This window comes from Massilia sp. WG5, assembly GCF_001412595.2.
Classification (GTDB): Bacteria; Pseudomonadota; Gammaproteobacteria; order Burkholderiales; family Burkholderiaceae_D; genus Telluria.
Genome location: NZ_CP012640.2, coordinates 1,455,112 through 1,472,584, shown reverse-complemented (window position 1 = coordinate 1,472,584; position 17,473 = coordinate 1,455,112). Strand labels below are relative to the sequence as shown.

14 protein-coding genes and 1 tRNA gene are annotated in these 17,473 nt (G+C 71.1%); 5 read left to right on the top strand and 10 right to left on the bottom strand.

Features of this window, described 5'->3' with window-relative positions:
- Positions 1 to 18 precede the first annotated feature (18 nt).
- From AM586_RS28065 to AM586_RS06355, 9 genes are all read right to left on the bottom strand, one after another.
- Positions 19 to 540, bottom strand: coding sequence for a TssQ family T6SS-associated lipoprotein (locus tag AM586_RS28065; protein ID WP_052233283.1), 522 nt, complete (start codon positions 538 to 540; stop codon positions 19 to 21).
- 10 nt (positions 541 to 550) lie between these two features.
- Positions 551 to 1,711, bottom strand: a complete 1,161-nt coding sequence (locus tag AM586_RS06390) for a hypothetical protein (protein ID WP_060566976.1) — start codon at positions 1,709 to 1,711, stop codon at positions 551 to 553.
- Between the two features lie 132 nt (positions 1,712 to 1,843).
- Entirely contained in the window at positions 1,844 to 3,253 is a 1,410-nt protein-coding gene (dbpA, locus tag AM586_RS06385) for an ATP-dependent RNA helicase DbpA (protein WP_047826453.1), read from the bottom strand.
- A 107-nt stretch (positions 3,254 to 3,360) separates the two neighbouring features.
- Entirely contained in the window at positions 3,361 to 3,600 is a 240-nt protein-coding gene (locus AM586_RS06380; RefSeq protein ID WP_047826452.1) for a hypothetical protein, read from the bottom strand.
- A gap of 63 nt (positions 3,601 to 3,663) precedes the next feature.
- Positions 3,664 to 3,740, bottom strand: a tRNA-Met gene (locus AM586_RS06375).
- Between the two features lie 55 nt (positions 3,741 to 3,795).
- On the bottom strand, positions 3,796 to 4,941 hold the full coding sequence (locus tag AM586_RS06370) for a class I SAM-dependent methyltransferase (protein ID WP_047826451.1): 1,146 nt from the start codon (positions 4,939 to 4,941) through the stop codon (positions 3,796 to 3,798).
- A gap of 10 nt (positions 4,942 to 4,951) precedes the next feature.
- On the bottom strand, positions 4,952 to 5,164 hold the full coding sequence (locus AM586_RS06365) for a hypothetical protein (RefSeq protein ID WP_047826462.1): 213 nt from the start codon (positions 5,162 to 5,164) through the stop codon (positions 4,952 to 4,954).
- Between the two features lie 67 nt (positions 5,165 to 5,231).
- Positions 5,232 to 9,011: an AAA family ATPase gene (locus AM586_RS06360; protein ID WP_047826450.1), complete on the bottom strand. Its 3,780-nt coding sequence runs from the start codon at positions 9,009 to 9,011 to the stop codon at positions 5,232 to 5,234.
- Positions 9,008 to 10,279, bottom strand: coding sequence for an exonuclease SbcCD subunit D C-terminal domain-containing protein (locus AM586_RS06355; protein WP_047826449.1), 1,272 nt, complete (start codon positions 10,277 to 10,279; stop codon positions 9,008 to 9,010). Before AM586_RS06355 ends, AM586_RS06360 begins: the two co-directional genes overlap by 4 nt.
- 119 nt (positions 10,280 to 10,398) lie before the next feature.
- Here AM586_RS06355 and AM586_RS06350 point away from each other — a divergent pair, with 119 nt between their 5' ends.
- The 5 genes from AM586_RS06350 (at position 10,399) to crcB (ending at position 16,086) form a co-directional block, all read left to right on the top strand.
- Positions 10,399 to 11,634, top strand: coding sequence for a winged helix-turn-helix domain-containing protein (locus tag AM586_RS06350; protein WP_047826448.1), 1,236 nt, complete (start codon positions 10,399 to 10,401; stop codon positions 11,632 to 11,634).
- A gap of 243 nt (positions 11,635 to 11,877) precedes the next feature.
- Positions 11,878 to 12,519 carry a hemerythrin domain-containing protein gene (locus AM586_RS06345; protein ID WP_082439693.1) on the top strand — a complete coding sequence of 214 codons (642 nt, stop codon included), beginning with the start codon at positions 11,878 to 11,880 and terminating at the stop codon, positions 12,517 to 12,519.
- Positions 12,520 to 12,614: 95 nt separating this feature from the next.
- Complete coding sequence (locus tag AM586_RS06340; protein ID WP_047826447.1) at positions 12,615 to 15,236, top strand: DUF349 domain-containing protein; 2,622 nt, start codon at positions 12,615 to 12,617, stop codon at positions 15,234 to 15,236.
- Positions 15,233 to 15,703, top strand: a complete 471-nt coding sequence (gene moaE, locus AM586_RS06335; protein WP_047826446.1) for a molybdopterin synthase catalytic subunit MoaE — start codon at positions 15,233 to 15,235, stop codon at positions 15,701 to 15,703. Before AM586_RS06340 ends, moaE begins: the two co-directional genes overlap by 4 nt.
- An 8-nt stretch (positions 15,704 to 15,711) precedes the next feature.
- Complete coding sequence (gene crcB, locus AM586_RS06330) at positions 15,712 to 16,086, top strand: fluoride efflux transporter CrcB (RefSeq protein WP_047826460.1); 375 nt, start codon at positions 15,712 to 15,714, stop codon at positions 16,084 to 16,086.
- A gap of 38 nt (positions 16,087 to 16,124) precedes the next feature.
- Here crcB and AM586_RS06325 read toward each other — a convergent pair whose 3' ends face one another.
- The gene (locus AM586_RS06325; RefSeq protein ID WP_047826445.1) at positions 16,125 to 17,450 is read right to left on the bottom strand and encodes a voltage-gated chloride channel family protein; all 1,326 of its coding nucleotides are present in this window, start codon (positions 17,448 to 17,450) and stop codon (positions 16,125 to 16,127) included.
- Between the last annotated feature and the right edge of the window lie 23 nt (positions 17,451 to 17,473).

Here is a 17,473-nt window from a genome sequence, read left to right as displayed (position 1 = left end):
CGGCCGCCCCGGGCGGCTTCAGCGCGCCGCGACCGCCTGCTTGGCGCGGGTGAAGACCGGCCCCCACAGCGGGTGGCCGTGTTCGCCGGGCGCCAGGTCGAAGGACGGGTCCAGGCGCAGCGCCCGGTCGAAGGCTTGCCGGCACGGGGCCGGACGCGAGGTCACGCAATAGCTGAAGGCCTGGTATTTCAGGGCGGTCAGGCGCGTGGCCAGCGGTCCGTTGTTGACGTCGCGCTGGCTCAGGCGCCGGATCGCGCCATTGAAATCTCCCTCGTTATACAGGCGGATGCCTTCGCGCAGGCCGCTGGATTCCCTGGCCGGGTCCGGTCCGTCGTCGCGGTCGCGCGTGCGGCTGGCGCTCTCGCGCTGCGGGCCGGGGTCGCGATCGGCCGCCGGCGCGCTGCGCGGCGTCGAGGCTTTCGGATGCGAGGGCGTGCGCGCCTGCTTCTGGTCGAAGATGGGGAACTCGGCGCAGCCGGCGAGGAGGACGGCGCCGGCGGTGGCGAGGACAAGGAGGTGGAGTCGTTGCTTGGTCATCATGGGTGCGTGCTTACCGGGGTTCGTCGCTGAAGTCCACGGCGATCTGGCCGCCGCCGCCGCTGGTGTCGACTTCGAGCACGCGGTCGTGGAAATTCGGGTTGGCGATACGGATCGTGTGCCGGCCGGGCGCCAGGCTCAGGCGCTTGACCGGCGGGCTGACGCCGCGGTCGACGCCGTCCACGTAGATGACGCCCCAGGGCTGGATCCGCAGCTTGTAGGAGGCGGCCCCGCTTACCGGCGCGTTCGGGCGCGCCGGTGCGGGCGCCGCGGCGGTGACGGCCGTGGCGGCCGTGGCGTCGCCGGCTTGCTGCGCCGGCGCGGCGGACGCGTCGTTCGCGTCGGCCTGGCGTGGCGGCGGCTCGGCCTGGACCGGCGGTACGGGCTCGGCGGCGCGCGGCCTCTCCTGCGCGTGGTCGCCGGACTGCGGCAGGGTCAGCACGATGTGGTCGTAGGAGCCGGAGTCGCGCAGCTCGGCGAACACGGCCAGCGCGATCGCCAGCAGGACCGCGGCGCCGCCGGCCGCGATGGCCCAGCGCTGCCAGCGCGTCAGCCCGCCGGTCCGCGCCGCGGCCGGGGCATGCATGAAGGAGGGTAGGGCATCCGCTTCGACGGCCGCGGGCGCCGCCGCCGGCGCCGGGGCGAGGCCCGCCGGCATGATTGCGGGCGCCGCAGGGATCGTCACGGCGCCCGGCATCGAGGGGCCGAGCGAGACGATGCCGAGGATGTGGCGCAGCTCGTCGACGGTGCGCGGGCGCTCGGCCGCATTCGCCGACATGCAGCGGTCGACCGCGGTGATCAGGGACTCACTGTAGCCTTCGGGGGCGCGGCCGCGCAGGGGCCCGGCGGGAATCAGCTCGCGGGTGATCGCGTAATGCACGACCCGTGCGAGGGCGGTGAGGTCGGCCGCTTCGCCCTGTTCGGCGCCGTCCGCCGCCAGTTCGGAGGGCAGCAGCAGGGGTTCGCCGTTGTCGTGGAAGACGACCGTATCGGGCGTGATCGCCCGGTGCGGCATATGCATCGCGTACTGCAACTCGAGCGACTGCAGGAGCTGGCGAAAGATCTTGCGGCACCAGACCTCGTTGACCTGCACAGGATCGTGTTCGACGATGTCCCTGACGGTGCGGCCTTCGAGGTGCTGCTGCGCGGATCCGGTAGTGAGTGTGCTGGTCATTTTGCTAACCTGTATTTGTAGCAAATCATGCCAGATTTACAGGTCCGCTGCCCCGCAGTGTGCTCAACCGTGCGCGCCTGTTACGCGCTGTTACAACTCAGCAGTATCCGACCGCGGCTCAGGCTTCGCGCATCAGACGTCGATGAAGCGCATCTTGAAGTTGCGGCCCTTGACGGTGCCGAACTCCGGTCCGAGTGGATTGCCGCCGTTGAGGCGTTCGAAGGCCTGTTCGGCGATCCTGCGGTCCAGCGCCACGTAGCTGAAGAATTCGCCGATCTGGATCTTGCCGACCTGGTCCTTGTGCAGGCCGGCGTCGCCGGTCAGGGCGCCCAGCAGGTCGCCGGGCCGCAACTTGTCCTTCTTGCCGCCGGCAATGCTCAAGGTCATCATCGGCGCCGGCCCGTCGGGATAGGTGTCCTCGCCGAGTTCGGCCAGCGGATGCCATTCGGCCTCGGCCTGCTGGTAGTCCTCGATCAGCTTGACCCATTTCTTCTCGTTCGGGGCGGCCAGCGTCAGGGCCTCGCCGCTTTCGCCCGCGCGGCCGGTGCGGCCGATGCGGTGCACGTGCACTTCCGGATCCTTCGAGACGTCGACGTTGATGACGGCTTCCAGGCCGGCGACGTCGATGCCGCGCGCGGCGACGTCGGTGGCGCACAGCACCGTGCAGCTGCGGTTGGCGAACATGGCCAGGGTCTCGTCGCGGTCGCGCTGTTCCATTTCGCCGTACAGCGCGCGCGCCGACCAGCCCTGTTCGCGCAGGTAATCCGCCAGTTCGCGGCAGCGCGCCTTGGTGTTGCAGAACAGGATCGCGGGCGCGGGGCGGAAATGGGCCAGCAGGCGCGCCGCCGCTTCCAGGCGGCCCTCGAAGCCGATCTCGTAAAAGCGCTGGGCGATGCGGGCCGGTTCGTGGCGGGTCTCGACCGCGACTTCTTCCGGATCGCTGAGGAAGCGCGCGGTGGCGGCGCGGATGTCGTCCGGGTAGGTGGCCGAGAACAGCAGGGTCTGGCGGTGCGCCGGGCAGGCGCGCACGATGGCCGCGATATCGTCATAGAAGCCCATGTCGGTCATGCGGTCGGCCTCGTCGAGCACCAGGGTGCGCAGGCGCGCCAGGTCGAGGGTGCCTTTGCCCAGGTGGTCGAGGATGCGGCCCGGGGTGCCGACCACGATGTGGGCGCCGAATTCCAGGGTGGCGATCTGCGGCCGCATCGGCACGCCGCCGGTGAGCACCACGACTTTCACGTTGCCGATCCCGCGCGCCAGGCGCCGCAACTCGTTCGCGACCTGGTCGGCCAGCTCGCGCGTCGGGCACATCACCATGCCCTGCACCGCGAACAGCGCCGGATTCAGGCGCAGCAGCATGCCGATGCCGAAGGCGGCGGTCTTGCCGCTGCCGGTCTTGGCCTGGGCGATCAGGTCGCGCCCGCCCAGCGCCAGCGGCAGGGTCGCAGCCTGCACGGGCGTCATTTCATGGTAGCCGAGCTGGGTCAGGTTGGCGAGGAAGGGGGCGGCGAGCTGGAGGGAGGCGAAGGAGGTGGCGGACATGAATAGACCGTAAAATAAATTGTGGACAGCAACAGGCAAACGTCGTCCCCGCGCAGGCGGGGACCCAAGTTGACTTCCGTGGCGACGCGCAGCTAACGACTGGCAGCCTACGCCGCCGGCTTCCAGACCGGCAAACCGGTCAGGTCGAGGTCGGGGTCGGATTTCCAGACCGGCAGGCCGGTGGCGTCCGCCTCGTCCAGATTCAGCAGGGGGATCTGTTCCTGCTTGAGCGTACCACGGCGGGCACGTGAGGTGGGGCGCTTCGGTTCGGGGACAAGAGCCTCGCTTGGCGCGGCCGGCTCGAAGCCCGGCAGGTCGAAGGTGGCGTTGTCTTTCTTGTCTCTCATGCGCTGCGCTGGCCCAGAAAACAAAAGCCCGGCTCAAGAGTCGGGCTTCTGTCGTACAGTATTTGGTTGCGGGGACAGGATTTGAACCTGTGACCTTCGGGTTATGAGCCCGACGAGCTGCCAGACTGCTCCACCCCGCGTCTGAGAACGCCATTCTACCGCGTCCGGCCCCGAAGTGCAAATCGGACTAACCCGTCAGGCCGGAACCAGCCGCCACAGCGAGGTGAGTTCGGCCATGCGCGCGGCCGCCAGCGGGTCGTCCGGGTCGCTGGCCTTCGGGTGCACGGGGCGGATGTCGTGCCGGCCCGCGACCGCCAGGCCGGCAGCCGCAATCCAGCCGAGCAGCTGCTCGCGCGAACGCAGGCCCAGGTGCTCGGCCAGGTCGGACAGGATCAGCCAGCCTTCGCCGCCCTCCAGCAGATGCGCCTCCAGGCCGGCCAGGAAGCCGCGCAGCATGCGGCTGTCCGGATCGTAGACCGCGTATTCGATCGAGGAACTCGGCTTGCCCGGCAGCCAGGGCGGATTGCAGACGATCAGGTTCGCGCGGCCCTGCGGGAACAGGTCGGCGCGCACCACCTCGACCTGGCCGTTCAGGCCCAGGCGCTCGATGTTGGCGCGTGCGCAGCCGAGGGCGCGCTCGTCCATGTCGGTTGCGATCACGCCCTGCAGCCCGCGATGCGCCAGCACCGCCGACAGCACGCCGGTGCCGGCGCCGATGTCGAAGGCCAGCGTCGCACCCGCGGGCAGGGGCGCCTGCGCGACCAGCTCGACGTATTCGCCGCGCACCGGCGAGAACACGCCGTACCAGGGGTGGATGCGCTCGTCCAGGACCGGGATGAACACGCCCTTGCGGCGCCATTCGTGCGCGCCGATCACGCCCAGCAGTTCGCGCAGCGAAGCGACGAAGGGCTCGCCGGCCGGACCGTAGGCCTCGACGCAGGCTTCGCGCACGTCGGGCGCGCGGCGCAGCGGTATCGTGTAATCGCCATCGAAGGGCAGCAGCAGCATGGCCAGGGTGCGGGCACGCTGCAGCTGCGCCAGGCGATGGCGGTGGAACTGTTCCGTCAGCGTCGCTGGTTTGGCGGCGGCCTTGGCACGCTTGCTACGGCCGCCCTTGTGCTCGATCCGGCGCACCAGCGCCTGCAGCAGCTGGCGCGCGTTCTGGAAGTCGCCGCGCCACAGCAGGCCAGTGCCCTCCAGCGCCAGGCGGTAGGCGGTGTCGGCGGTCATGGTGTCGTCGGCCAGCACGAGCTTCTTCGGCGCCGGCCAGCCGCTCTCGGAACGCCAGGCCGCCGAGCGCTCCTCGCCGTTCTCGACCCAGTGGATGTGTTCGGTGTTCAAGCGGGTCCGATCAATGGTGGTGGTGCCAGTGGAGTTCGTTCGACTCGACGAAGGACTTCACGGCATCCGGATTGCCGGTGGCGTGGCGCTTGATCTCGCCGCATTCGCAGATGCCCTGGTAGGGCTGGATGTGCGAGCAGGCCGAGACTTTCTGGAGCGTGAGCTTGACCGGCTTGGCGCATTTGGCGCACTTGAAGGTCAGGAAGCGGGCGGGTTTGTTCATGATTTGGATGCGATCGTAGTACGACGGGAAGGCGCGCATTTTAGCATCGCGCGCATCATGGAACCGCTCATTGCACCGTGACTGCGCTGCTGCCCCCGCCCGCCGGCCGCACCAGCACCTTGGTCGAGATCCGCTCCGTCATCTCCTGCACGTGCGAAATCACCCCGACCTTGCGGCCCAGCGACTGCAGCGCATCCAGCGCGTCCATGGCGACGCCGAGCGTGTCGCTGTCCAGGCTGCCGAAGCCCTCGTCGATGAACAGCGACTCGACCTTCACCCGGTTCGAGGACAGCGAGGCCAGGCCCAGCGCCAGCGCCAGCGAGACCAGGAAGGATTCGCCGCCCGACAAGGAGTTCACGGAGCGGATCTCGCCGCCCATGTCCTGGTCGCGCACCATCAGCGCCAGCGAGGGGCCGGCCTGGCTGGCCACGCGCTCGAGGCGGTAGCGGCGCGCCAGCTGGGACAGGTGGATGTTGGCGTAGCCGAGCAGGACGTCCAGTGTGAACTGCTGGGCGTAGTTGCGGAATTTCTTGCCGTCGGCGGAACCGATCAGTTCCGCCATTTTGGCCCAGCGTTCCTCGATGGCGCGCTGGCGCTCGATTTCGTCCATCATCGAGCGCGCGCGTTCGCGCCGGCCGTCGTCCTCGCGGATGCGCACGGCCAGGCTGGCCGCCGTTTCGTGCACGGCGCGGCGTTCGGCCTGCACGCTGTCGAGCTGGCGCGCCAGGGCGTCGGCATCGGCCGGCGCTTCGGCATCGGCGGCATCGGGCCCGGCGGCGGCCCGGCCCTCGTGCTGCTCGCGCTGGCCACGCCGCTCGGCCAGCACCACGGCCGCCTGGCGCGCCCTGGCGTCGAGTTCGAGCAGCGCGGCGCGTTCCTGGGCAATGCGGGCGGCGCCGACCGCCAGCAGGGCGGCCAGCTGCTGCTCGTTCTCGACCGGCTCCAGCTCCGGCGCGCTGCCGGCGAAGTCCTCGATCCATTGCGCCAGCCGGGTAGCGGCGTCCGCGGACGCCCCCTGCAGGTCGGCGATGCGGCCCAGGGCCTGGGCCTGGGCGGCGCGCACCCCGGCTTCCGCGTGGGCGGCCTGCAGGCTGGCCGCCTGGCAGGCCGCCAGCCCCTGGCGCGCCACAGCGACCGCCGCCCCGAGGGCCTGCTCGACCTCGAGCGCCTTGCGGCCCTCGAACAGGACGGCGCGTTCGCGGCGCCGTTCGTCCAGTTCCGCGTCGATGCGTTCGAAGTCCTGGCGCGCGCCGTCGCGCTGGCGCAGGGCCTGGGCGGCGCGCTCTTCCAGTGCAGACTGGCCGGCGGCCAGGGTCTCGATGCCGTTCGCCAGGCGCGCCTGCTGCGCCGAGCGGTCCAGCCACTCGCGCGCCTGGGCCGCGCGCGCCGCGCGCCAGCCGGCCGGATCGCGTTGCCACCCGGTTTGCCAGCCGTCGCCGCAGGCCTCGGCCAGCACCGGATCGAGTTCCGCCAGCAGGGCGGCCAGGCTGGCGGCTGCGGCATCGCGGCGCGCCGCCAGGCCGGCAATGTCGGCGTCCAGCTTCGCCAGCTGGGACTGGGCCTGCTGGGCCGCCTGCAGAAGCCGCGCATGCTCGGCATTGGCCTGGTCCCAGGCCTGCTGGGCGCTGTCGCGCGCCAGCCGGGCGCGACCCAGGGCCTGGTCGCGCGCGTCGAGCGCCTGGAAGTCCGCGCGCAGCTGGGCCGACTGGGCCGCGAGCCAGGCGGGGCGTGCGGCTTCCGGCGGCGCTTCCGCAGCCAGGGCGCTGTCCTGCCATTCCTCGTCCAGTTGCGCGGCGCTGGCCGCAAGCCCTTCGCGTTCGCGCCCCAGCTGCGCCAGGCGGTCGCCGGCGGCCTCGAAGGCGGCGCGCTGTTCGGCCTGCAGGTTCAGGTTGTCGCGCTGCTCGCGGCGGCGCGCCGCCACTTCCGCGGACAGGCCCGCCAGCACCGCGTGCAGGCGCTCGTCCTGGTGGCGGTAGGGGTGCTCGTCGGCGCCGCAGACCGGGCAGGGCTCGCCGTCCGCCAGGGTCGCGCGCAGGCTCTCGACGCCGTCGGCGCAGGCCAGCTGGGCGCCCTTGAGCAGGCGTTCGGCCTGGGCCGCCTGGGCGTCGAGCGCGATGCCGGCGGCGCGCGCCGCTTCGAGCGCTTCCTGCGCGCCGGCGCGGGCCTGGCTCGCCTGCTGCGTGCCGGCGTCGAGCTCGGACAGGCGCTGGCGGGCGCCCGCCAGGGCGTTCCAGGTCTGTTCCAGCGAGGCCAGGCCTTCGCGGCGGGCGTCCAGCCGGCGCCGTTCCTCGCGCAGGAGGTCGGCGTCGATGCCGGCCAGTTCCTCGCCGCTCGCCTGGCGCGCCTGCTCGCGGGTGGCCAGCAGCGCCGTCGCCGATTCCAGCGCCACGGCGGTGCGCTGGGCGGCGTTCGCGGCCTGTTCGGCGCCGGCGCGGGCCTCGACCAGGGCGCTTGCCGACCGCGCATCCAGGCGCGCGGCTTCCTCGGCCTGGGCCAGGCGCTGCTCCCAGCGGTCCCACTGGCCGGCCAGGCCGGCCAGTGCGCGTTGTCCATCGAGCCAGGCACCGGTCGCCTGCAGCGCCTGGCGGGCGGCTGCCAGTTCCTGCGCCTTGGCCTGCAGCGCGGCTTCGGCTTTCACGGCGTCCGCGTCGGCGGCGTTGCGCGCGCTGCGTGCCTTCTCGTGCGCCGGAACCAGGGTGTCGAGGGTCGCGTCCAGGGCCTTGGCGCGGTCCAGTTGCGGGCCGGCCGCGCGCAGCGCTTCCTCGGCCGCTTCCAGCCTGCGTTCGGCCTCGATCTGGCCGCGCTGGGCGTCCTGCTGCGCCGCCAGCGCGCGCGCCAGGGCCGAGTCGCCGGCGGCGAGCTGGGACTGGACCTGGCGCTGCTCGTCGGCCAGGCGCGCCAGGTCCGCCATCAACGGCCGCGCCGGCTGCACGGCGTCGAGCGTGGCCAGGCGACGGCGGCGTTCGCCGGCGGCATCCAGTTCGGCGTTCGCGGCGGCCACGGCGCTGTCGGCCGCGCTTTCCGCCGCCTTCAGGCGCGCCAGTTCCTGGTGCCAGCGCAGCCTTTCTTCGAGCGCGGTGCGGCGCGCGTCGACGGCCGCGAGCTGGCGGTTCGCCTCCGCATGCTGTTCCTCGACCGCCTCGCGCTCGGCGGGGGCCAGCGGGGCCTGGTCCTGCAGGCGCGAGCTCAGGCGGCGCATCGCCTCCTGCTCCTGGCGCCAGCGTTCGAAGGCGCGGCGCGAGATCTCGCTGTAGACCGCGCTGCCGGTCAGTGTCTCGAGCAGTTCGCCGCGCTCGTTCTCGTCGGTGCGCAGGAAGGCCGAGAACTCGTTCTGCGCCAGCAGCACCGAGCGCGTGAACTGTTCAAAGGAGAGACCGATGCGGCGTTCGATCTCGGCCAGCACCTCGGTCTTGGTGGCGCCGATCGGCTGCAGCTCGGGCAGGCGCTGCAGGCTCATGGTCACGGGCTGCAGGGCCCCGGCCGCGCGGTTGCGCGAGCGGCGCACGCTCCAGCGCGCGCGGTAGCGGCCCTCGTCGTTGCCGACGAAGTCGACTTCCGCATAGGCCTCGGCGGTGCCGCGCCGCAGCAGGGTGCGGCGGTCCTGCACCGACAGGACGTCGTCGCCGACGTCGGGCAGGAAGTTGCCGGCGCGCGGACCCTTGAGCAGGCGCGGCGTGGCGTCGTACAGGGCCAGGCACAGGGCGTCGAGCAGGGTGCTCTTGCCGGCGCCGGTGGGGCCGCTGATCGCGAACAGGCCGGAGGAGACCAGCGGCTCCCGTTCGAAATCGACCTCGAATTCGCCGGCCAGCGAGGCCAGGTTCTTGCCGCCGATGCGCAGGATCTTCATGCGGCCTCCCGGTCGCGCGCGCCATCGACGGGGAACAGCAGCTCGGCGAAGGCGGCCAGCTGGTCGTCGGGCGCGTCCTCGCCGAAGCGCTGCTGCCACAGGCGCCGGAAGATGTCGTCCGGCTGCAGCTGGGCCAGCTGGTCCAGGCTGAGGGCCGCGTCGACGCCGGCCGCCGTGACGACTTTGCGGGTCGGCTCGATCTTCGCCAGGCGCACGGGCTTGCCTTCCAGCGCCGCCTCCACCTGGGCGCGCAGGCTGGGTTCGGGGCCGTCGAGCAGCACCCGCACCTCCAGGTAGGGCTGTTCGTGCAGCGGCGCATCCGGCAGGTCGAGGCCCACCAGTTCCGCGATCACCTGCTTCAGCGGCGCCGGCTGGGCCGGCACGCGCAGCAGTTCGACAGCGCGCGGCACGTGCAGCGGCACGATCTCCTTCGCTTTATCGCCGTCGAGGTCGATGCGCAGCACCTGGTGCTGGTAATTGATCTCGGCAAAGGACAGGGGCAGGGGACTGCCGCAGTAGCGCAGGTGCTCCTGCTTGCCGACCTTTTGCGCCAGGTGCAGGTGGCCCAGCGCGACGTAGGCGATCTGCGGGTCGAACATGGAGGCCGGCAGGGCCTCGGTGCCGCCGATCAGGATGCGGCGCTCGGAATCCGGCGAGGAATCGCCGCCCACCATGTGGCAGTGGCCCATCGCCAGGATCGCTTCACCGTTCGCGCAGCGCGTGCGCGCCAGCGCGTAGGCCTGCTGGTAGAGCAGGGCGATGCCGGACAGGTAGGCGTCGACGGGCGTGCCGTCTTCGAGCGCGCTCGAGTCGACGCGCGGGACATCGCCCGGACGCAGGAAGGGAATCGCCACGCACCAGGCCTTCACGTCCCCATGGCGGTCGGTCAGCGGCACCAGCAGGCGTTCCAGGTCGATGTCGCCGGCCGCGCCGCGCGCCACGTGGCCGACGACCTTCGTGCCGTGGGCTTCGAGCAGCGGGCCGGGCGCTTCGAGGCGGCCCGGCGAATCGTGGTTGCCGGCGATGACGACGATGTCGAGCTGTGGCGAGCGGGCGCGCGCCTGCTGCAGGAAGCGGTACAACTGGCGCTGCGAGGCGGCCGAGGGGTTCGAGTTGTCGAAGACGTCACCCGCGATCAGCAGGGCATCGACCTGCTCGGCCACGATGGTCTCGAGCAGCCAGTCGAGGAAGCGCTGGTGTTCGTGGGTCCGGTCGAAGTTGTGCAGGGTCTGGCCGAGGTGCCAGTCGGAGGTGTGCAGCAGCCGCATGGATTTTCTTACAGGAAGGTGGGTGAGACAGGGGGCTCACTATAGCGCAGACCAGCACCGGCTGACAAAAGTTCTCGGACAGCTAAGCAACATGATAATAGCTCCAATAAAATGGCTGCATGAGCGAACCCACCCTTTCCATCGGCGCCGCGCGCGCCCTGCACCTGGCGGCCCAGGACATGTTGCAGGCGCGCCGCGCCCGCGCCACCAAGGACGACGTGCTGGCGGCCATCGGGCGCATGGGCGTGCTGCAGATCGACACCATCAGCGTGGTCGCGCGCAGTCCCTACCTGGTGCTGTGGAGCCGCCTCGGCGACTACGACCCGGCCTGGCTCGAGCAATTGCTGGCCGAGGGCCGGCTGTTCGAGTACTGGGCGCACGAAGCCTGCTTCATCCCGATCGAGGACTACGGCCTGTACCGCCACCGCATGCTGGACACCGCGCCGCTGGGCTGGAAATCCGGGGCGTCGTGGATGCAGGGGAACCAGGAGCAGGTGGCGCGGGTGCTCGAGCATATCCGCCTCAAGGGCCCGACGCGCGCCGCCGATTTCGAACGGAAGGAGGGCAAGGGCGGCGGCTGGTGGGAGTGGAAGCCCGAGAAGCGTTCGCTGGAGGCGCTGTTCACGGCCGGCAAGGTGATGGTCGCGCGGCGCCAGAATTTCCATCGCGTGTACGACCTGGCGGAGCGCGTGCTGCCCGGCTGGGACGACAGCCGCGCGCCGGCCATGGATGCGGTGCGGCGCGAATTCGTGCTGCGCGCGGTGAAGTCGCTGGGGCTGGCGAAGGCGGCCTGGATTCCGGACTACCACCGCACCCGCCCGCCGCACCTGTCGCCCGAGCGCCTGCTCGGGGAAGGCCTGCTGCTGCGCGCCCGCGTCGAGGGCTGGAAGGAGCCGGTGTTCGTGCATCCCGACCACGCCGGCCTGCTGGCGGCCGCGGCGGAAGGACGCCTGAACCCGACCGTGACCACGCTGCTGTCGCCCTTCGACCCGATCGTCTGGGACCGTCGGCGCGCGCTGGAACTGTTCGGCTTCGACTACCGGCTGGAGTGCTACACGCCCGCCGAGAAACGCCGGTACGGCTATTTCACGCTGCCGGTCCTGCGCCGCGGCCAGCTGATCGGCCGGATCGATGCCAAGACGCATCGCGCGGCCGGGCTGTTCGAACTGAAATCGGTGGTGTTCGAAGAGGGTGTGCGGCCGAGCGGGCGCCTGCTGCGCGAGCTTGCCGCGGCGGTGGGGCGCTGCGCGCGCTGGCATGGCTGCGCGCAGGTGGAAGTGAGCCGTGTGCAGCCCGACGCCATGGCTGCGCCGCTGCGCGCATTGCTGTCCGACACGCAGGCCGTTGCTGCCTGAATACACGCATTCGCCGGGCGCCCCGTTCCCGGGGCGCGAGGGGGCTGGGTTTGTGATAGATCAAACCCGGGCCCGGAGCCCGTCCGTACACTAGGTGCTCTTTCAGGCCGACGACTACGACACCTCAGGGTTTAACCCTTCCTGCAGGCCTGTTCAAAACATACGCCTCCCATCCAGGTTCCCGTCCCGACCCTTCCCGGTCAGGCTGAACTTTGTGTTGGCGAATAACTGAGCGGAGACAGAATGCTGACATCGACTTACACTCTCGTCGCCTTGTCCGTGGAGCAGACCACGGTGCGTTCGGCATTGCAATCGCTGGCGCGCACGCTGCATGCGCTCCCGGAAGACGGCGGCATCCTGGCGCCGGGCCAGGCGGCGCAGCTGTGCGCCGAACTGCGCCAGGTGGTGGACGATTGCCACTGGCGCAAGCTCGACAAATTCCTGGTGCCGGCCCTGCGCCGCGCTTCCTGCGCCGCGGATGGCCTGTTGCACGACCTCGAACAGATCAGCCGCGGCGCCGCCGAGTCGCTGGCGGCCGCCGAGGCCTGCGTCGACGCCGGCGCGCGCGGCGTCGACCGCGACCGTTTCCAGGAAGCCGTCGAAGGCTGCATCGCGGCCCTGCGCTGCCGCCTCGAGCGCGAGGAACACGAATTGTTCCCGCTGGCGCGCAGCCTGGTGCGCGGCGAGGCCTGGTTCGCGATCGCCAACCAGATGCTGGCGCACGACGCCGTTGCCCGCGAACGGCGCGGCGCGCTGCAACACGGGCGCGCGCGTCCGGAACCGGCGGGGCCGCGCCGCCACATCGCCGAGCCGCTCGGGCATGCCCATGAGCCGGCGGGCCCCGAATTCGGGCGTCGCCATGCCACGCTGTCGATGCTGCACTGAAGCGCCCTTGGCGGTCGTTCGCACGCGCCAGTCCGGTGGCGCGAGGCCATCAGGGTTCTTTGTTATGATGGCGATTTTGGAAGTGCGATTTCATCATGTTCGAGTTCCTATTCAAGCGGCCGGGCGATAACAAGCCCGGCGACAAGCCGGCCGGACAGGGGGCGCAACCGGAACAGGCTGCCTCCTCGGGGCCGGGCTCGGCCACGAGCACGCAGCGCGCGCTGCAAGCCGAAAAGCTGAGCCAGGTCCAGGGCGACGAGGCTGCCGCGGTGGAATTCATCCTCCAGTGCGAATTTTCCGAGCTGCGCCTGACTGCGGCCGAGTTCGTCCATCGCCCCGAGCTGCTCGAGCGCGTCCATACAGCGATGCGCAATACCGACCGCCGCGTCGCCAAGCTGATGCAGTCGCGCCTGGACGCCCATCGCCACCGCGAGGCCGAGCACCGGCGCGGCGAAGCGACGCTCGAACAGGCCCGCTCGCTGCTCAAGGACGAGCTGCTGACCCCCAACCATGTCGCCGAGCTCGACCGCAAATGGGCGATCATCGCCGCCCCCGAGCTGCAGGACGAGTTCGCAACGGTGCGCGCCGCCCTGGGCCAGCGCCTGGAAGCCCAGGTGCAACTGCAGCGCGCCATGATCGACCGCCTGGCGAGCCTGCGCCGGCTGCCTTCCGAGCCCTTGCCGCCGGCCGAGCTGGCCGCGCGCCTGGAGGCGCTCACCCAGGAGCAGGCCCAGGCCCTGCAGGCGCCCGAACACGCCTCGCTGCCGCGCGGCCTGGTGGCCGAGGTCGGCCTCGAAGCCCAGAAACTGCAGGCCGGCCTGCGCGAGATCGAAGCCGGCCAGGCCGCGCTGGGCGCACGCGAGGCTTTCATTGTCGCCCAGCAAGATAAGCCGGCCGCCGAGCTGAACGCCGACGCCCTGCGCAAGGAATGGCACCGGCTGCCGCAGGCGCCGCAGGGCGAGGCCCTGGCCGCGCTGCAGCAGCGCTTCGACGCCCTGCTGGCGACGCTGCCGCAGCCCGAGGCGCGCAAGCCGCGCGAGCAGAAGGAAGCCGCCAGGCCGAAAGAAGCCAAAGAGCCGAAAGAGCAGGGCAAGCCGCGCGGCGCCGACCAGCACTTCCTCGACATAATGGATGCGATGGAGGCGGCCCTGCAGCAGGGTTCGCTGGGCAGCGCCGCCGAGTTCGACAAGGCGCTGAAGGAAGCACGCGAGAAGGGCATGCGCCTGACGCCGGCCCAGTCCGACCGCCTGGCCCATGTGCGCGCCGAACTCAAGCGCCTGTCCGACTGGGCGCGCTGGGGCGGCAACGTGTCGCGCGAAGAACTGATCAGGAGCGTGGAAGCGCTGCCGACCCAGAACCTGGCGATGAGCGAGCTGGCCAAGAAGGTGGGCAGCATGCGCGAGCGCTGGAAAGCCCTCGACAGCCTGTCGGGCGCTGCGCCGAAAAGCCTGTGGGAGCGCTTCGACGCCGCCTGCACCGCGGCCTATGCGCCGGCGGCGGCCCATTTCCGCCACCTGGCCGACGAGCGCCACGCGAATGCCGCCAAGGCCCAGGCCCTGGTCGACGAGGCGAACGCCGAGATCGCCCGCCTGCAGTCCGGCGAGGCCGAATGGAAGCACGTGGCCGGCACGGTGCAGCGCCTGCGCCTCGGCTGGAGCCACCTGGGCGCCATCGACCGCAAGGAGAAGAAGCGCCTGGACGCCCTGTTCACCGACGCCCTGAACATCCTGCAGGGCCCGCTGGAAGAGCAGCGCAAGGCCGAGATGTCGAGCCGCGAAGAAATCATCGAGGCGGCCGCGGCGATCGATCCGCACGACCGTCACGCCCTCGACACCATGCGCGCCCTGCAGCAGCGCTGGCAGGAGCATGCGCGCGCGCTGCCGCTCGAGCGCAAGAGCGAACAGGCGCTGTGGCAGCGCTTCCGCGCGGTCTGCGACGACATCTTCCAGCGCCGCAAGGAAAGCATGCACGAGGCCGACATCGAGCGCCGCGCGCACGAAGCCGCCAAGGAAGCGATCAGCGCGCGCCTGGAAGCGGCGGCGCCCGAGGCCACCCCGGCCAGCGCCGGCAAGCTGCTGCGCGAAGCCGCCGCGGAGTGGCAGGCGATCGGCCCGGTGCCGCGCGCCCACGAGGCGCGGGTCGAGAAGCGCTACCACGCCGCGGTGGCGCAGGTGCAGCACCACGCCGACCTGGCGAAACGCGCGGCCGGGATGGCCCAGGCGGCCCAGGTGCGCGACAAGCTGCGCCTGGTGCAGGAGCTGGAGCAGGCGATTGCCGGCCAGGGCCCGCTCGACAGTGACTGGGACGGGCGCTGGAAGGCCTTGCCGGCGCTCGACGCCGACATGGAAAAGACCTTGCGCGGCCGCTTCGACGCGGCCTTGCGCGCCGCCCGGGAAGGCCGCGAGACCTACGCCCGGCTGCTCGAGCGCAACCGCGACACCCTGCTGCACGATCTGTTGCGCGCCGAGATCCGGGCCGGCATCGACAGCGGCCCCGAGTTCGCGCGCGAGCGCCTGAAGCTGCAGGTCGAGGTGCTGCAGTCTTCGCTCAGATCCGGCCACGGCGCCGGCCACAAGGGCGGACACAAGGATGGCCAGGGCGGGGCAGGCGGATCGGCCCCGCTGCGCGAGCTGGTGGCGCTGCCGGCCCTGATCGACGCCCGCACCGCGTCGCGCATCGAACAGCTGTTCATGCGCCAGGCCCGGGAGGGTAAATGAGCCGGGGGTTTTTCGAAGTGCGGGTGCAGAAGGAAGACTTCGACCTGGGCGCTGAAATCGCCCGCCTGCGCGCCGGCGATCCGCGCATCGGCGCCGTCGTCAGCTTCATCGGCACCGTGCGCGACATGAACGAGGGCGCCAGCGTCGCCGAGCTGGAACTGGAGCACTATCCCGGCATGACAGAACGCTCGCTCGAGGACATCGTCGAGCAGGCGCGCGCGCGCTGGCCCCTGTACGGCGCCCTGGTCGTGCACCGGGTCGGCCCGATGCAGCCGATGGAGCAGATCGTGCTGGTGGCGGCAAGCGCCGCCCACCGCGGCGAAGCCTTCGCGGCCAGCGAATTCATCATGGATTACCTGAAGACCGAGGCGCCGTTCTGGAAGAAGGAACAGACGCCGGATGGCGCCCGCTGGGTCGACGCCCGCGTCAGCGACGACGCGGCCAGGGCGAAGTGGAGCACCGGCTGAATGCGCCGCTGAGCTGGCTCGCGGTCGGGCTGGGGGCCGCGCTCGGCGCCTGGCTGCGCTGGGTCCTGACGATCCTGCTCGGCCAGCTGCACTCCCACATCCAGGTTGGCACCCTGGTCGCCAACCTGCTCGGCGGCTACCTGATCGGGCTGGCGCTTGGCTTCTTCGACGGCTGGCCCGGCCTGTCGCCGGCGTGGCGCCTGTTCGCCATCACCGGTTTCCTCGGCGGCCTCACCACCTTTTCCAGCTTTTCCGCCGAATCCATGGTGCTGCTGCAGCGTGGCCACTACGGCTGGGCCTTCGGCCACGCGGCGCTGCACTTGCTGGGGGCGCTGGCCTTCTGCTTCGCCGGCTTTGCCAGCTGGCGCGCGATCGCGGCCTGAATCGCGGCTTGAAGCGCGCCGGCCCCGATCGGCCGCTTTCAGCGGTCGTCCTGGTCGGGCCGGCGGCGCCAGGCGCCCAGTTCGCCCAGGCGGATGTGATCCGGCGCCGCCGGCGCGTACCCGCCATGCTTGCCCTGGCCATAGCGTTGCGCGCGGTAGATGCCGGTATGTCCGGAAAACAGGTAGCTGAGGACGCAGGCGATGGCCGCATAGACCGCGGCTTCCGCGCCGAACAGTTCCATCGCCATCAGGGTCGAGGCGATCGGCGTATTGGCTGCGCCGGCGAACACGGCCACGAAACCTATTCCCGCCAACAAGGCGAAGGGCAGGTGCAGCAGCGGCGCCAGCGCGTTGCCGAGGGTGGCGCCGATATAGAACAGCGGGGTCACTTCGCCGCCCTTGAAGCCGCTGCCGAGCGAGGCCACGGTGAACGCCATCTTGCCGGCCCAGTCATAGGGCGCGAGCGGCGCGAGAAAGGCCTGCTGGATGGTGGGAATGCCGAGCCCGATGTAGCGCTGCGCGCCCAGGCTCCAGGCCGCGGCGGCGACCACCGCGCCGCCCAGCAGGGCTCGCAGCGGCGCGTAGGCGATGCGGCGCTTGAGCCAGCCGCCGAGCGCGTGGGTGGAATCCGCGAACAGCCTGCCGGCCAGGCCGAAGGCCGCGCCGGCGACCAGGGTTGCCAGCAGCGGCCAGAGGCCGATCGGCGGCACCGGGCCGATCGCATAATGCACATGGTGCACGCCCCACAGCAGGCATACCTGGTCGCCGGCCACGGCCGCCGCCAGGCAGGCGAGCAGGGCGTCGTAGCGCATGCGCCCGATCGCCAGGACCTCCAGGCCGAAGATGGCGCCGGCCAGCGGCGTGCCGAACACCGAGGCGAAGCCGGCGCTGATGCCGGCCATCAGGATGATGCGCCGGTCCTGGGGCCCGAGCCGGAATATCCGGGTCAACTGGTCGGCCAGGGCGCCGCCCATCTGCACCGCCGTCCCTTCGCGCCCGACCGAGGCGCCGAACAGGTGCGACACGACGGTGCCGCCGAGCACCAGCGGCGCCATGCGCAGCGGGATCACTTTTTTCGGGTCGTGGATCTCGTCGATCAGCAGGTTGTTGCCGGCCTCGGCCTCCTTCCCGTAGCGCAGGTAGAGCCAGGCCACGGCGAAGCCGGCCAGCGGCAACAGTGCGAGCAGCCAGGGGTGTGCGATGCGGCTTGCTGTTGCCCAGTCCAGGGCGAGCAGGAAACAGGCCGAGGCGGAGCCGCCCAGCGCACCGACCAGGCCGGCCAGCAGCAGCCACCTGGCAAGGTAGCGCAGCAGGCCGGGCAGCTCCCGGCGCCCGGGCGTTTTGATGTCATTCGATGGTGTCATGCATGTCCTGTGGTTTGGGTGGA

Coding starts and splice junctions, on each gene's coding strand:
- AM586_RS28065 (WP_052233283.1), bottom strand. CDS start 540: ATGATGACCAAGCAACGACTCCACCTCCTTGTCCTCGCCACCGCCGGC.
- AM586_RS06390 (WP_060566976.1), bottom strand. CDS start 1,711: ATGACCAGCACACTCACTACCGGATCCGCGCAGCAGCACCTCGAAGGC.
- dbpA (WP_047826453.1), bottom strand. CDS start 3,253: ATGTCCGCCACCTCCTTCGCCTCCCTCCAGCTCGCCGCCCCCTTCCTC.
- AM586_RS06380 (WP_047826452.1), bottom strand. CDS start 3,600: ATGAGAGACAAGAAAGACAACGCCACCTTCGACCTGCCGGGCTTCGAG.
- AM586_RS06365 (WP_047826462.1), bottom strand. CDS start 5,164: ATGAACAAACCCGCCCGCTTCCTGACCTTCAAGTGCGCCAAATGCGCC.
- AM586_RS06360 (WP_047826450.1), bottom strand. CDS start 9,011: ATGAAGATCCTGCGCATCGGCGGCAAGAACCTGGCCTCGCTGGCCGGC.
- AM586_RS06355 (WP_047826449.1), bottom strand. CDS start 10,279: ATGCGGCTGCTGCACACCTCCGACTGGCACCTCGGCCAGACCCTGCAC.
- AM586_RS06350 (WP_047826448.1), top strand. CDS start 10,399: ATGAGCGAACCCACCCTTTCCATCGGCGCCGCGCGCGCCCTGCACCTG.
- AM586_RS06345 (WP_082439693.1), top strand. CDS start 11,878: ATGCTGACATCGACTTACACTCTCGTCGCCTTGTCCGTGGAGCAGACC.
- AM586_RS06340 (WP_047826447.1), top strand. CDS start 12,615: ATGTTCGAGTTCCTATTCAAGCGGCCGGGCGATAACAAGCCCGGCGAC.
- moaE (WP_047826446.1), top strand. CDS start 15,233: ATGAGCCGGGGGTTTTTCGAAGTGCGGGTGCAGAAGGAAGACTTCGAC.
- AM586_RS06325 (WP_047826445.1), bottom strand. CDS start 17,450: ATGACACCATCGAATGACATCAAAACGCCCGGGCGCCGGGAGCTGCCC.